This window comes from Neobacillus sp. FSL H8-0543 (assembly GCF_038592905.1).
GTDB lineage: Bacteria > Bacillota > Bacilli > Bacillales > Cytobacillaceae > Neobacillus.
Window position 1 is genome coordinate 1,857,590 of sequence record NZ_CP151943.1, and the last position, 15,271, is coordinate 1,872,860.

The window sequence follows — 15,271 nt, forward strand, 5'->3', positions numbered from 1 at the left end:
TTATGGATTGCGTTTTTCGGCTGGATAAAGATCATCGTTAATTTATTATGAATGTTTATTTATGCGAACCAACCTATTACCTCGAACGGCGGGGTGATTTTCTTTTTTCCAGATAAAAACAAACCACCCTTAATGGATGGCTTGTTTCTTATATAACTCTTCACTTTTCACGAAACAGCGCGGTTTTTTAATTTTAAAGCAAGATAACCTTCACTTGCTATCTCTATTTACCTAATTTTCTCCGTTTGACAACAAAGAAAATAATTCCAGCCGCAACAATTCCAAATCCAATAACTAACAGGTTATAGCTGTTAGTTGCTGTGTTTGGTAAGCTGCTTCCTGGTTTTTGTCCTTCATTTTTATCAGGAGTCGAACCATTTTCCGTTACTTGACCATCTGGAGTCTTATCTTCTCCAACAGGATCAGTCCCTTCACCTGATTCATCCGTTCCATCTCCAGGTTCATCTTCACCTGCAGCCGTAGTGACAACGGTTGTTCCGTAAATGACACGTTCAAATTCCTCGTTTAATCCAACGATTTCAATCTTATACTCCGTATCCGGAGAAAGATCCGTTAAGATATAGGAAGACTCCTCTAAATCCGTTGCTACTTCCTCACCATCTACTATGATAAAGTAGCGGTAATCCTCGTAGCCATCCTTCGTAACAGGCTCCCAGCTCAATTCAATAGAATTCTCGGTTACTTGATCGACGGAAATATCGAGATATTCATACATGACCGTGACCCCATTAGCTTCCAATTTCTCAATTACAGAAAGAGCTTCAGAACCTTCCGTTAAATCAAGGCGATTCTTCATTAGTAGGACAACTTGTAAATTCTCTAATGTTAGTAAACTTGATATATCTTCAATTTCATTAAAGCCGATGTTAAGAAATTCAATATTCAAGCCTGTCAACGGAGTAATATCCTCTATTTTATTCCCTTGCAAGAACAGCATCATAAGCTTTGAAAAAGAAGATAGAATACGAATATCCTTTATTTCATTGTCATCCAGTATTAACGATTCCAGGTTGGTTAACGCACCTAAACCTGAAATGTCTGACAGTTGATTATCACTTAACGATAAAAAGAGTAAATTGGATAACCCAGTTATTGGCTTAAGATTACGAATCGAGTTAGAATCCAGCACCAATACCTGAAGATTGATTGCCAACTCTAATCCGTCGAGCTCCTCAATCCCCCGGTCTGTAGCATCCAAGCTTGTTAAAACACTCATATCACTCTCGTATAAATCACGTGAGTAAATATGCAAGGAATCACGTACCGCTTCTTCCAGAGCCAGGTCCTTAAACTGAACAATCTCACCAGCTGGTACAGGCAGTGTGCTCACATAAGAATAAGCACTTCCCCAAACAAAACCAGCTTCATCGACAGCATCTACCCTAATCTCGTATTCTATCAATGACTCAAGACCCGTTAACTCATAAAAATTTTCACCAACTGGAATTTCTGTCACGAACTCACCATTAAGGTAAAGCTGATACCCGCTTATGAGATCAGCCACTCCTGGGAAACTAAATTCGACTCCAATCGAATTTTCGGTAACTTCCCGAATGAATATTTCGTAGGTTTCAGAACCCCAATCAACCGTAACACCTGCTTCGATAAGGTCTTTTAATACCTCAAAATCCTCTGAACCCTTTGAAAAGTCAAGACCGTCGTTACCGTATAACGTCACATAAGTGAGTTTCGGAAGTTCAGTAAGGACTTGAATATCTTCAACTTGATTAAAGGCCAAGAACAAGTTCTCAAGGTTAACTAACATCCTTAAATCATCAAGACTCGTAACTAAATTCTCATCTAAATCTAGATGCACTAAATTTGTCAGGTTCGCAAGCGGTGAGAGATCTTCAATCTGGTTACCATAAAGCATAAGCTCAACAAGATTGACAGCTAACTCAAGACCTGATAAATCCGTAATCTCAGCAAAGCTGGCATCTAAAGAAGTCAACTTTTCCATATCATCTGTGTAAAGGTCACGATGATTGATTTTTAATTGATTTTTGATCGCATTTTTTAGATTTTCATCAGCAAAAGTAACGACTTCGCCTGTTGGAATCGCTGATGTAGTGACATCTGCACTTACGGACTCAGTTGTTCCATCCTTGTAGAAGTAGTCTACTCTTACCTGGTATAACGTTTCAGGCGATAATTCTGAAAACGTATAAGTCGTAGTGTATGGATCGGTAATTTCATCAACGAACTCGCCATTTAAATAAACAAGGTATTTTTTTACTCCTTTGGAATCGTAAGGACCATCCCACCCGATTGAAATAGATTGATCCGTTGTTCCTTCAATCTGGATCATCTTTTTCAGTACCATTTGATCGTCAGGCAACACGATTTCAATAGGATTTGTTACATAATCCTTCCCGCTCTCAATGGTGAAATCAACTCTAATCTCTTCACCTGTTGAGTAGTTTTCAGTAAACAAACTGTAAGTTCCTGCTGGAAGTTCGATGTCACGGGACTCAGATTCGGAGTTTACAAAAAAGCCTTCCTCATCCAAATACCCATAATAACTCACTTCAGAACCCTCTTCGTTAACACCCTCAATGAAAAAAACAAAATCCAAAGGAATATTTCCTTGGTCTGTCACCACTTTGATATTTGTTGTGACGACATCTGCATCAGTGGCCTCTGCCGTGTTAATTTGAACATCATTTGCTTGTCCAACAAAAGTATGTTCCATCGGCGCACTAACTACTTTTTCACCCGTGGATGGGTAGGCAGCAATTTCGTATGTATACAAAGTATTTCTTTCGACATCTTGATCTTCGTAGGAATACCTTCTTACATTGTCTTCAGCCGATTCATTTAATAGGACTGGCTCAATGTTCACTGCTTCACCATTTTTGATTAATTCGTAGTTTGTTAGTTCTTCTCCCTCGTCATTCGCCACTTGCCAAACAAGAACAGTAGAGTTCTGTTTCTCCGTAACATCCAATAAATCCAACCCTAAAGCAGCATAGGTCTTCAAACTAGCAAACGGACTAAACAACGAAAATAATAATACGAGTACGATAGAAAAATGAATCCCTTTTCGATTGCGCAAACCTTCTCCTCCTAAAAAAAGATTACTAGCAAAATAATTATATACCGCCGCAGTGCCATTTAATAGCAGATTTTTCTAAAATTTTACATGTTTCGTTTTCCTAAAGAAAGGTGCCAGAGGGGCAGTTCCACTGGCTTTTCACTGGTTCAGTGCCAAGGGGGCTGATCCACCGGCTTTTCTCCAGTTCACGAATCTGTCATGATTCGGCTAACAGAACCACTCCAAGGTTTTTCCACGGTTTTTTCGGAATTTGGTCAAAAAAAAAGAACTAGCTCTTTCTCCCGAGTCTAGTCCTTTTAAAATCATCTTTATTAATGTTGCTCATGCTCCTGATATTCACTACCACCTTTAGGCAGTTCCATTGGTATTTGTGATTCTGTCCCAGGTTCGACAAGCAAAAATTGGCCCATCATCCCATCATCTTCATGCTTTAATAGGTGGCAATGATACATAAGCGGGGTATTAGGGTCAGGGTAGTCCCCAAATTCCACAGCAAGTCTAACCGTTGAGCCATTAGGAATATACACGGTATCTTTTCTGCCTCTTTCATATTCTGCAGGCTGTTTATCGTTTACGTCCAATACGCGGAACGCCGCATTATGAATGTGGAAATTATGAGACCAGCCAAAATTATTAATGATCCAAATTTCCTTGGTGCCCGCTGGAACAACCTCATCAATTCGATACATGTCCATCTTTTTATCATTAATCATTGATTCCATCGTCATTTTGAATTCCCTTACCGTAGCACCCTCTGGAGCCTCAATTGGAGCTACACTAGAAAGCTGTCCGGCTATTGGAGTTGACTCTGTTAATTGATCAGCTGCAACAATTTTCAACAAATCGAATTCACCGTTTTCAATACCCGCACCGCTGCTGTAGCTGTGGAGAATCGTTTCCTCGCCAGGCTCAAATTCAACAACAATCTCGGCACGTTCTCCGGGACTTAATAGGAAACGGTCCATTGTGACTGGCGCTTGCAGGAGGCCGGCATCATTTGCCACAAGTTTAAAAGAACGGTCATCAGCAAAGCCAAAATTATACGCTCTCGCATTCGAACCATTAAGCAGTCGAAAGCGAACTTGATTTTCCGTCACTTTAAGAAACGGGTCATGCGTTCCATTCACAAGTATTTCATCGCCTAGCAATCCAAAGGTCGTATCGTCATTCTCTGATAGCTTCCCATCACTAGTAAACAGCTTATCTTGTACAATGAGTGGGATATCATTGACACCATAATCAGAAGGCAATTTTTTGGAATCTTCATCTTCTATTATAAACATGCCCGCAAGTCCCCGATAAACATGTTGGGCTGTATTTCCGTGCAAGTGAGGATGGTACCAGGTAGTGGCCGACGGTTGGTCGATTGTCCAATGGGGTGTCCACGTTTCTCCCGCTTCAATCATTTGATGCGGTCCTCCGTCCATCACTGCCGGCAATTTCATCCCATGCCAGTGCAAGGTTGAGGTCTCCGGCAAATTATTTACAACATCAAGGGCTACTTTGTCACCACGAGAAACCCTAACGGTCGGACCGAGATAGGAACCATTAACACCCCATGTCTCAGCTTTTTTTCCAGGCAAAAACTCTGTCGTTCCTGTTTGCATCGTTAAGGTAAAATGTTTTGTGCCATCAGGTCCAACTGTAGGTTCGACAAGCTCTGGGATGTTTAATGGATTCTCAAAGTCTAGCTTCCCAACATTTGTCACTTTTTTATCCCCACAGCCAGTCAATCCAATAAAAAATAATATAAATATCGGGATAATAAATTTATTATATGATTTCAATTTCTTCTTTTACTTCCTTTCAAAATAGGATTCTGCAGCATCTCTTATTATATAAATAATAGAACTCACATTTTAGATTCTCCCAATCAATGGTAAACAGGAATTAGGAAAAATTCAAATAGGAGCCCAGGAGACCATTCTAAAAAAAGACAAGGAGTTCAGCCCCCTTGTCCCATTCTCTATTTCCAATAGTTAGCGAAAGCTCAAAAAGCCATAAGAACCTGCCCCTTGGTCTTTCAAAAAGTCTAATCCATACCTCAGATTTGCCGAGTTCAACCTTTTTTCCATGAATTTGAATGAGGGCCAAAAGATCCACGTAATGGACCATCAAGATCAATATCGAAGGACTTTCGTCTATTTTCAATATCGATATTTTCGTCTGTGTTAGGAATTTCTGGGATTACAGTTTTTCCATTCCGCAAGAGGGAAGCAAACTCTTCAGCTGGGACAGGTTTAGAAAATAAATACCCTTGAACCGTATCGCAATTGTACTCCTTCAATATTTCCAGTTGCTCTACCGTTTCTACACCTTCAGCAACAACATCCATATTTAGATGTTGGGCTAAATCGATTATAGTTTTTGTAATAAAATTTGAGCCTTCAACATCGGTTCTACTTAAATCATTAATAAAAGATTGATCAATTTTTAAGGTGTCAATTCTCCCTTTAAATCTTTTTAAGTAGGAGAGCGAAGAATATCCTGTCCCAAAGTCATCCAATGAAATACGAATTCCAATCTTTCTTATTCCATCTAAAACAGAGAAAACCACCTTCTCATTTTCTAAAAGGAATGTTTCCGTTATTTCGACTTCTAAGTATTTAGGGTCGAGCTTAGTGTCAGCTAATATTCCCTTAATATTTTCGAGTAGATCTTTTTCTAAGAAGCGATGAGCCGAGAGATTGATGGACACTGGAATCAATGGTAGGCCAGCATCCTGCCATGCTTTATTCTGGATACAGGCCATTTTTTTAATCCATTTTCCGATTTCTAGAATGATCCCCGTTTCTTCTGCTATCGGAATAAACTCACCAGGTGAGACAACCCCCCACTGAGGATGATTCCAACGAATCAGGGCTTCGGCACCAATAATTTGATTGGTGATCGTACAAATTTTGGGTTGATAATATAATTCTAATTGATTTAATTCTAATGCTCTTCTGAGATCTGACTCCAAGGTAAATATTCGATAGGATTCCGCATCTATCGAAGGAGTATAAAAGTGGTAAGTGTTCTTTCCTTTGTCCTTCGCTTTGTATAGGGCGGAATCTGCATGCTTTATGATGGTTTCAACGTCTTCCCCGTCATTTGGAAAAACACTGATCCCAATACTTGCTGTTATGAAAAGTTCATAATCTTCAACAGGAAGAGGATCCTCTAATGATTTAATGATTTCCTTTGAAAAATCAATAATCCTGTCAACACTGGAAATATTAGGTAATATTAAAGCGAATTCATCTCCGCCAAGACGTGCAAGAACATCATGATCACGAATAAGCCCTTTTAATCTTAATGAAATTTGTTTGAGTAACTTATCTCCAATGGGATGACCAAGAGTATCATTGATATATTTAAAGCGATCCAAATCTAAATACAGGACTGCTGACTTTTGCTGTAACTTTTGACTAGTCACTAATGTTTGTTCTAATTTTTCCTGGAATAACCTTCTGTTCGGTAGGTCTGTTAAAGCATCATGATAGGCTAAATATTTATTTAAATCCTCTGCTTTTTTCCGTGCTGTAACATCTTGAATCGTTCCAATAACCGTAGGTCTATTATTTTCAAGGTACACCTTTTTTGAATGGGATTCTATATCGATTAGAGTCCCATCCTTCCTAATGATTCTAAAAGAATGATTGACACCATCATCCCCATTCATTAAGTAATGCCAAATGGATTTCTGACTGAGTTGGTCATCTGGATGAATATAATCCCAAATATTCAATTCACTGTTGAATTTTGAACCTAAAATTTGAAAAAATTTAGGATTCCCATAGCTTATTTGTCCGTTTTGTTCAAGAATAAACACTCCAATGAAAGCTTGTTCGATTAAACTTTTGTATTTTAATTCTGTTTGATTCAACTCTACTTCAATTTCCTTTGTTTCTGATATATCCGTAGCGATCACAAAAACACCCTCCACGTTCCCATCAACTATTGTGGGTATCCCCTCCAGACGAACCTGAAGAGGGTTTCCTGCTTTATGTAGAAATACCGTTTTCATTTGCTGGTTGTTACCAGATAGAACCCTTTCAAAAAACTCTCTAAATGTTGAGACTTCACTAGAAGGAAGAAAACGTTCGATTGGACCTAATAGGATATCCTGATCTGAGTATCCTAGGTTTTCAGAAAATTTACTATTTGTCTGCGCAATGGCTCCATAAGAATCAGTATAGATGACCATATCTAAGCTACTTTCAAAAAGCGACTGATAAAATTGATCAGAATCTACTACTTGATTCGCTGCTACTTGATCAGAAATTTTCCTGTCTGTTATATCCTGAATGAAACCAACTAAACCATCTAATTTCCCCTTATTATCAAGAAGAATTTCCGCCTGTTCATAAGCATAACGGACCGTTCCATCTTTTCTAAGGATCCGATATTCCATTTGATACCCAGTCCTATTTTTTATAGCATCTTGAATGGTATTTTCCACTAAAGGGAGATCGTCAGAATAAACATATAGTAATAATTGTTTAAGTGTAGGTGAAAAATTTTGTTTCTCATTTATTCCAAAAATAATCGGTAGTTGCCTAGAATAAATATGGTGATCGTTAACGGCATCGTAGTAGAAATTGCAAATATTTTCAAATTCATTAAATACGTTTTGCCCTTGTTTGAAGAGATGGATCTCTTTTTCCTGATTTTTACTATCTGTAATATTTTTTACAATTACATAGATAACCATGCCAACTTCCGTTTCGACCGGAATAAGTGTGACATTGATATCAATCGTCTGTCCATTTTTACAGCGACCTACAGCATCAAATCTTTGCATCTCGCCTAGGATTGATTTTTTAAAAAATTCTTTTTGTTCAAGTGTTTCATATTTGATAAAAACATCTAAAAAGGGCTTGTTAAAATCACTCTCAGTATATCCATATTGTTTAGCAAATGCCTGGTTATGTGAAACGAGGTTTCCGTTCATGTCTAATTTGATAACAGAATTCAGGTGCTCATAAATTTGAAGATTCAACTCGCTCTCATCAAATATCGAGTCAACCAATGGTTCTTTTGTCTCCTGAAAAAATCTTTTCATTACAGCAACTAACTCCTCGCCTAATGTCAATAAAATGAAACAAAAATGCGGTTAACCTGCCATCTTTTCATTACCTCACACATACAAATAACCTGAAACATAGAAATTATGAGTTTAGAAAAAATGCCTACCATTATACTGTCATAATACAATAACTGCTATATTATTTCCATTTTAGAATCAGGGGTAGCGCCAGGGAGATGGTTCTTTTGGCTCTTTAGATTTGGGTCGATGGAACCTCCCTTCATCGACCGTAACAGGGTTCGCTCCTCGTCTGCAGCAACCCCTCATTCAGACAACAATCATGCATCTTCCGCTTGCCCTGCCCGGTTTTATCACACAGCTTTTCTATTTATTCAAATATTCACACCCCAATGGGCAACACTATCAACATAACATTCACAAAGAGGAGGACAATATGAAAGTTACGGATGTACTGGTTCAATGTTTGGAAAACGAAGGAGTCGAATATATTTTCGGAATTGTTGGCACGGAAACACTGGATCTTGCTGATTCTTTATCAAAATCAAAGCAAATTCAATATGTAAATGTTCGCCACGAGCAAGGGGCTGCCTTCATGGCAGATGTATATGGAAGATTATCCAATAAGGTGGGTGTGTGTCTTTCCACACTCGGCCCCGGAGCAACGAACCTACTGACCGCTGTAGCTAGTGCCCAGCTTGATCATTCACCAGTTGTCGCGTTAATTGGTCAGGCAGGCGTTGAGAGACAGCATCCAGAATCGCATCAATATATCGACATTGTTAAAACATTTGAACCCGCCACAAAGTGGAGCACCCAAATAATGGAGGCACAAACCCTTCCTGCAACCATAAGAAAAGCCTTTCGAACAGCAAAAATGGAAAAGCCTGGTGCCGTCGCACTGACATTGCCAGAAAACCTTGCAGCCCAAATGATTCCAGACACAGTTATGCAAGTGACACCTATCCCAGAAACTGTCCCAGCAATGGAAACACTTCAGGCAGCTGCAGCACTTTTTCAAAAATACCTAAAACCGTTTATTATCATCGGAAATGGAGTAATAAGAAAGGATGCCGTAAATGAACTTCAAACCTTTATTGAAAAAATCAACTCCCCCGCCACACATAGCTTTATGGCAAAAGGGGTGCTGCCAAAGGAGCACCCACTCAATTACTTTACTTTTGGATTTAATGAAAACGACCTTGTTTTATCAGGCATAAAGGAAGCGGACCTGCTGATTGTCATCGGCTATGATTTCGTCGAAAAGCTGCCCAAAGATTGGAATCAACGAAAAACGCCCATTTTACATATCGATTCATTACCTGCCGAAGTGAATGAATATTATCCTGTGGAAAGCGAGTTGGTCGGCAACATCAAGCAGACTCTTATGCTGCTTAATCAACAGGAAATACCTGAGAAATCCTGGGTTCCTACGGGAAATCTCCATGAAAAAATAAAGCTAGCCTATCAGATCGAAGCAACCCCTAACGACGCTAGCACATTAACGATTGAAAGTACCCTTCAGATCGTTGAAAAGCTTTCGACTGCAGAAACGATCGTGATTTCTGATGTCGGTGCCCATAAATTGGCCATCGCACGCACGTTTCAGCCAAAGGAGCCAAATCGTGTTATTATCTCAAACGGGCTTGCTTCGATGGGAATCGCCTTGCCGGGCTCAATCGGCGCGAAGCTTGCTCGCCCAGACGCCGCTGTTATTTGCATTACCGGTGATGGCGGTTTATTAATGAATGTTGCAGAAATAGAGACGGCCAAACGCCTCGGTCTATCGTTTATCATCGTCGTTTTAAATGACTCCATGCTAAGGCTCGAAGTAGAGACGATGAACAAACGATTTGGCGAAAGCTTTGGCGTAACCTTTCAGAACCCAGATTTTATTCAATTAGCAGAAAGCTTCGGAATCAAAGGAAGACGCGCAGCTAATGTAGTTGAATTCGAGAGTATCCTTCAGGGGGCTTTAGAAACCTCAGGAGAAATCGTTTTAATTGACGTTTCGCTCTGAATCACAAAGACGGTTTTCATGGCTTTTTAAAAGCCGCAAGAACCGTTCCCTTTGTTTTTACGAGGTGATAATTCTTCTTAGTCTCTTAAAAAGAAGCAAACTAATCTCCACCCAAATCAAGTTGTAAAGGAAAGCAAACAAAAAAATGCTGCCGGCAGCAAGAAAAGAAAATGACCCTGAAACTGCGGGACCTAAGACTGGGAAGTTCAACCCAAATAATAAAGTAAGAATCCCGAGTGTTAAAAGGATGGCTCCACTAGCAATAATGCTAAGTCTCTTTTTAAAGAAGAAATATGCGGCACCGGTTCCTAATCCTAATAATCCCGTTGTAAAGGGAAAAATAATCAGTTCGGTGGGCTGAAGGATAAAAAGCAATAGGTTCGTAAGTACGTAGGAAGCAAAACCCAGTGGAAGAGAAATCATCGTACAAAAAAGAATCGGTGCCGTCGCAAGGGGACTGAGAAAGTAGCCGACTCCCGGTAAAAACCCGCCTGCTGCTTGAAAAACGGCAGCCAAACAGGCAAAAACAGCACATAAAACCAGCCTCTTCGTTTTTAACTGCCTACTAAAAGCCAATTGCGAAGACCTGACATCATCAGTAATGGTTTGTAATAAATACATTAGCCCCACCTCGAGTTACACATTTATATACTATATTAACGTGCCAAGGGGACGGTTCTCGTGTTTTTTCACCGAGTGTGAAAAACGCCACCAGAACCGTCCCCTTGATCTTTAATGTTTTAACGTCCGATTCAGGAATTCTCTCGTACGTTCTTTTTTTGGATTTACGAAGATTTGCTCAGGACTTCCTTCTTCTTCGATAACTCCCTTGTCCATAAATACCGCTCGATCAGATACTTCTTTGGCAAATTCCATTTCGTGCGTGACGATTAACATCGTAAGACCGGATTCTGCGAGTTCCTTCATGACTTTTAGAACTTCTCCTACCATTTCTGGATCAAGCGCGGAGGTTGGTTCATCAAATAACATCACATCGGGTTCCATCGAAAGTGCTCTTGCAATCGCCACACGTTGCTTTTGGCCACCGGAAAGCTGCTTCGGCCTCGCGTTAATATATTTGTCCATCCCAACAACCTTCAAGTATTTCATCGCTACTTTTTCCGCTTCTTCTTTGGAACGTTTTAATACCTTCACTTGACCAACCACACAATTATTAAGGACATTGTGATTGTTAAACAAGTTAAATTGCTGGAACACCATGCCTAAATGCTTCCGGTAATCGGCTACATCATGCTTGTCATCCAAAATATTTTCACCATGATAGATAATTTGTCCGCCGCTTGGTTTTTCTAGCATGTTAATACAACGAAGAAGCGTTGATTTACCAGAACCAGAAGAACCGATAATAGAGACTACTTCTCCTTTATTTACCGAAAAATTAATGTCTTTTAGTACTTCATGCGTTCCAAAGGATTTGTTTAAATGTTGAATATCAATAATTTTTTCCATTTCCTCTCCTCCTTTTCCGATTATTTCTGCTCGTTTCCGATCATCGTATAGTTATCAGAGCCATCTAATTTCTTTTCGAAATATAGTAAGATTCTCGTTACAATAAAGGTCATCACAAAATAAATCATACATGCCACGAAAAATGATTCAAAATATCTAAAGTTATTACCTGAAATCGATTTTGTAACGAAATATAATTCGGTAACGGAAATCACATTCAACACGGACGTATCTTTAATATTAATAACAAATTGATTCCCTGTTGCAGGCAGGATATTTCGAATAACCTGTGGTAAAACAACATTCCACATCGTTTGAACATGATTCATTCCGATAGCATGCGCAGCTTCGAACTGTCCTTTATCAATTGAAACAATCCCGCCGCGTACAATTTCTGCCATATAGGCTCCTGTATTTATCGATACAACAATAATAGCCGCAACAAAAACATTCATATCTAAACCAAATGCTAACGCAGAACCATAATAAATAACCATCGCTTGTACAATCATCGGTGTTCCACGGAAGAATTCAATATAGATGGAGAGGATGACGTTAACTATTTTTAAAAATACTTTTTTTGCTCCCCGTTCAGGTTTAGGAATCGTCCGAATGACCCCCGCTAATAGTCCAATCATTGCGCCCAAAACCGTCCCAATAAGTGCAATCAAAAGGGTTAAACCAGCACCACGAAGGAACATAGGCCAGTTTTCCGAGATGATTTGTATGACCCACTCAAAACTCATCTTTTTTCCTCCTTTACCGTATAAAACCGACTGTACGTTTAAATACAGCCGGCTTTCTAAAATTATTTCGCTGCTGGTTGATTCTTAATAGCGGCATCCATAATACTTGTACGTTCTTCCTCTGAGATATCAGCTAAAATTTTATTGATTTTATCAGTAAGGTCAGTGCCCTTTTTAAGACCGACCGCGATTGCTGTATCATCTGGTGATGTTTTAAAGCCATCTTCAAATTCAACCATTACGTAGTTTTCATTTGCAGCTGAAGCACTAATACCTTCCGGACGCTCTGAAACGTAACCATCAATCATTCCTGATTCAAGAGCTACCCTCATCGATGGGAAGTTATCCACCGCTGTTTTCTTGTCTACACCTTCGATTTGATTAATCACTGAATAGTGGAACGTATTTAATTGTGCTGTAATTTTTGCCCCTTTGAAATCTTGGATAGAAGTAGCGCCTTCATACTTGCTACCTTTTTTCACAACCATTACTAAATTGGATGTATAGTAATTATCGGAAAAATCGATCGTCTTTTTCCGGTCTGCTGTAGGTGACATACCAGCTACGATTGCATCAATTTTACCTGATGTTAATGAGGGTACAAGGCCATCCCACTCTGTTTTGACAATAACTAATTCTTTCCCTAAACCTTCAGCTACTTTTTTAGCAATTTCAACATCATACCCGCCTGCATATTCTTTAGAGCCATTTATTTGCACTCCACCATTGGAATCATCGTTTTGAGTCCAGTTAAATGGAGCATATCCTGCTTCAAGACCAACCGTAAATGTATTATCTTCTGAAGATCCAGAGACAGCCCCCTTACTTGTCCCACATCCTGCTAATAGAAGAATCGTTGAAACCAATAAAACTATAAATATTGTAAACTTATTATTCATGCGTCTTACCCCCTGTTTGTTCTATAGATTAATAAATACAAAAAAGCGACCTGAGATAGACTCAGGCCGCATTATGCATAGTTCCTTAAAGTCCCCTCTTATATCCCAAATGAGATAGCACAACTCAATAAACCGGAGAGTTTATTGAGACAGTCCTGCAGTTCTTAACTGCAGACCCAGCATGTAATATTGAGAATACTACAAACTTCGGCGACATTTCCTTCTCCCTAGCATCACTGCCTCTCAAGCTCCACTAAGGACTGTTAAATATCGCGCCTCTACCTCACTGAAAATAAGTGAGGTCTTATTAAATTATATTAATATACTACATCATCGTGTCGAATTCCGTCAACTGTATTTTACTTCCAGCGCCTAGGGGACTGTTCTCATCGCTTTTCAACCAAAGGTAAAAGGAACAGCTCAGAACCGTCCCCCTATTTTTTCACTCTGGATTAAACTCAAGTGTCTCAACATATTTCCCAACCTGTGCTGTATCAGAAAACGCTGAAGGAAAGTAATACAATGTATTCAAAAAGAGTCCAGTCTTTAGATCACCAGAATAGGCAGCGATATAATGAATAGCCTTCAAATTGTTTTCACTCTCATTTAATGGTCTGTCTAATGAGAGATCACCGTATTGCTTATACGTTAATTCCAATGCTTTTTCGTCATCAAAAATTTCTACGGAGATCTTTTTTCCCTTTTCTTCAACTAATTTCTCTATTATCTGTTTAACCTTATCATTAAAACTAGCACTCTTTATATCTACAGGATCAATCAAAACATAATAAGAGATTCCGCCATCTGCCCTTTGCTTATAAGAGTATACAATATCATATTCGACATTTCCGTCAGTTTTCTCTTTAGACTCAGCAGGTGGCTTTTCTTCCGCTGAGGCATTTAACTCTATTTTTAAAGCCTCAAGATTTGTGATTACAGACTGCAAACTACTTTGGGCACTAAGCAACCACTCTTTCGATTTGTCAGCATCCTTTATACTATTGTTATCTACGTATTCCATATAGTGTTCATAGGCAAACTTCCGATATTGAAAGGTGTGATCCAATTCCCTGGTAATCGCAGTAAAGGTCTCTTCCTGTGATGGACTAAACCCCTCAGGAACCAATCTGCTTATTGGAAGTTTTTGGCCCTCCTCCATTGCGTCTTTCAACTTCTTAAACAGTTCATAGGTTTGAAGCCTGGAGACATTTTTTCCATCTAATTGGGCAATCGTGCTATCAATCTTCTCAAAATTATCGACGAACTCATAGATTTTACTATAAAAATCATTAAACCGTTCCTGCTTTACTTCATTCGATACTTCAACTACTTTAGTGTTACTATTACTTTCCCCTTTTGAAGCTTTTGTTGTTACGGAATTTGTGCTTTTTTCATTATCAAATTCCCCAGTATTAAACCCGACATATAGTGCCATTCCAACAACAATAATAAGGACAATAGGATTAATCTTCATAAATCTCCTCCAAAAAGACTTTAAGTGCCAAGGATTCTTTAAGCATCTTATCCAGGTGGCCATTCACATGCTCATGTCTTTCAGCCGCATTTACTCCAAAAACATCAACTTTATAAGGCTATGTACCTAAAATTTCAAAAGAATTACTTACTATTTAATTAGTAATTTACATCAATATAATACCATATTCCTATTTTTAGGAAAATAAATTTTATTGGAACCACAGGGATTCTAGTGGATTTTTCACCGTAGGCAAAAAAAGCCGAGTGAAATGTCCCTTGTCCTACTATTGGAAAATTTTGTCGAAATTTATTCAGTTGATGTCGAAGGGAATATATACTTGTAAACTATTTAATAATTTATAATGAACTCATATTGTTCTTTATATCGAATTCCTATGTGAATTTACCTAGTTAATAGTAAGGCTGAGACAAATTCGCTTTACAACCGCATTTTTGTTACCTGCCTTTTTTTAGGGAAGCATTGAAGTATAACCTCTACCTGGACACTTGGGTTATATGGAGCTAGTAGTGTAACCGGCCCTCTTATTAAAAATT

9 protein-coding genes and 2 riboswitches are annotated in these 15,271 nt (G+C 38.9%); of the genes, 1 reads left to right on the forward strand and 8 read right to left on the reverse strand.

Translation table 11 applies throughout. From position 1 onward, the window contains the following. Positions 1–223: 223 nt before the first annotated feature. The 3 genes from NSS81_RS09365 to NSS81_RS09375 form a co-directional block, all read right to left on the reverse strand. A complete protein-coding gene (locus tag NSS81_RS09365) occupies positions 224–3,076 on the reverse strand; it encodes a leucine-rich repeat domain-containing protein (RefSeq protein ID WP_342433230.1) in 2,853 nt (950 codons plus the stop codon). Between the two features lie 311 nt (positions 3,077–3,387). Then, on the reverse strand, positions 3,388–4,785 hold the full coding sequence (locus NSS81_RS09370; protein WP_342433231.1) for a multicopper oxidase domain-containing protein: 1,398 nt from the start codon (positions 4,783–4,785) through the stop codon (positions 3,388–3,390). 350 nt (positions 4,786–5,135) lie between these two features. Further along, a complete protein-coding gene (locus NSS81_RS09375) occupies positions 5,136–8,123 on the reverse strand; it encodes an EAL domain-containing protein (protein WP_342433232.1) in 2,988 nt (995 codons plus the stop codon). A 418-nt stretch (positions 8,124–8,541) separates the two neighbouring features. Between NSS81_RS09375 and NSS81_RS09380 the strand changes: the two genes are divergently transcribed. Then, on the forward strand, positions 8,542–10,125 hold the full coding sequence (locus NSS81_RS09380; RefSeq protein WP_342433233.1) for an acetolactate synthase large subunit: 1,584 nt from the start codon (positions 8,542–8,544) through the stop codon (positions 10,123–10,125). A gap of 57 nt (positions 10,126–10,182) precedes the next feature. Here the strand turns inward: NSS81_RS09380 and NSS81_RS09385 are convergent, their stop codons facing one another. The 5 genes from NSS81_RS09385 to NSS81_RS09405 all read right to left on the reverse strand — a co-directional run bounded on the left by NSS81_RS09385 (position 10,183) and on the right by NSS81_RS09405 (position 14,714). Further along, positions 10,183–10,746, reverse strand: a complete 564-nt coding sequence (locus NSS81_RS09385; protein ID WP_342433234.1) for a hypothetical protein — start codon at positions 10,744–10,746, stop codon at positions 10,183–10,185. A 111-nt stretch (positions 10,747–10,857) separates the two neighbouring features. Then, the gene (locus NSS81_RS09390; RefSeq protein WP_342433235.1) at positions 10,858–11,595 is read right to left on the reverse strand and encodes an amino acid ABC transporter ATP-binding protein; all 738 of its coding nucleotides are present in this window, start codon (positions 11,593–11,595) and stop codon (positions 10,858–10,860) included. A gap of 20 nt (positions 11,596–11,615) precedes the next feature. Beyond that, positions 11,616–12,341 carry an amino acid ABC transporter permease gene (locus NSS81_RS09395; RefSeq protein WP_342433236.1) on the reverse strand — a complete coding sequence of 242 codons (726 nt, stop codon included), beginning with the start codon at positions 12,339–12,341 and terminating at the stop codon, positions 11,616–11,618. A gap of 62 nt (positions 12,342–12,403) precedes the next feature. Continuing rightward, positions 12,404–13,240 (reverse strand): transporter substrate-binding domain-containing protein, encoded by an 837-nt coding sequence (locus NSS81_RS09400; protein WP_342433237.1) that lies wholly within the window; start codon positions 13,238–13,240, stop codon positions 12,404–12,406. Between the two features lie 107 nt (positions 13,241–13,347). Then, positions 13,348–13,529: riboswitch (Lysine riboswitch) on the reverse strand. Between the two features lie 153 nt (positions 13,530–13,682). Then, a complete protein-coding gene (locus NSS81_RS09405) occupies positions 13,683–14,714 on the reverse strand; it encodes a hypothetical protein (protein WP_342433238.1) in 1,032 nt (343 codons plus the stop codon). A 467-nt stretch (positions 14,715–15,181) separates the two neighbouring features. Beyond that, a riboswitch (cyclic di-GMP riboswitch) is annotated at positions 15,182–15,265 on the forward strand. Positions 15,266–15,271: the final 6 nt, after the last annotated feature.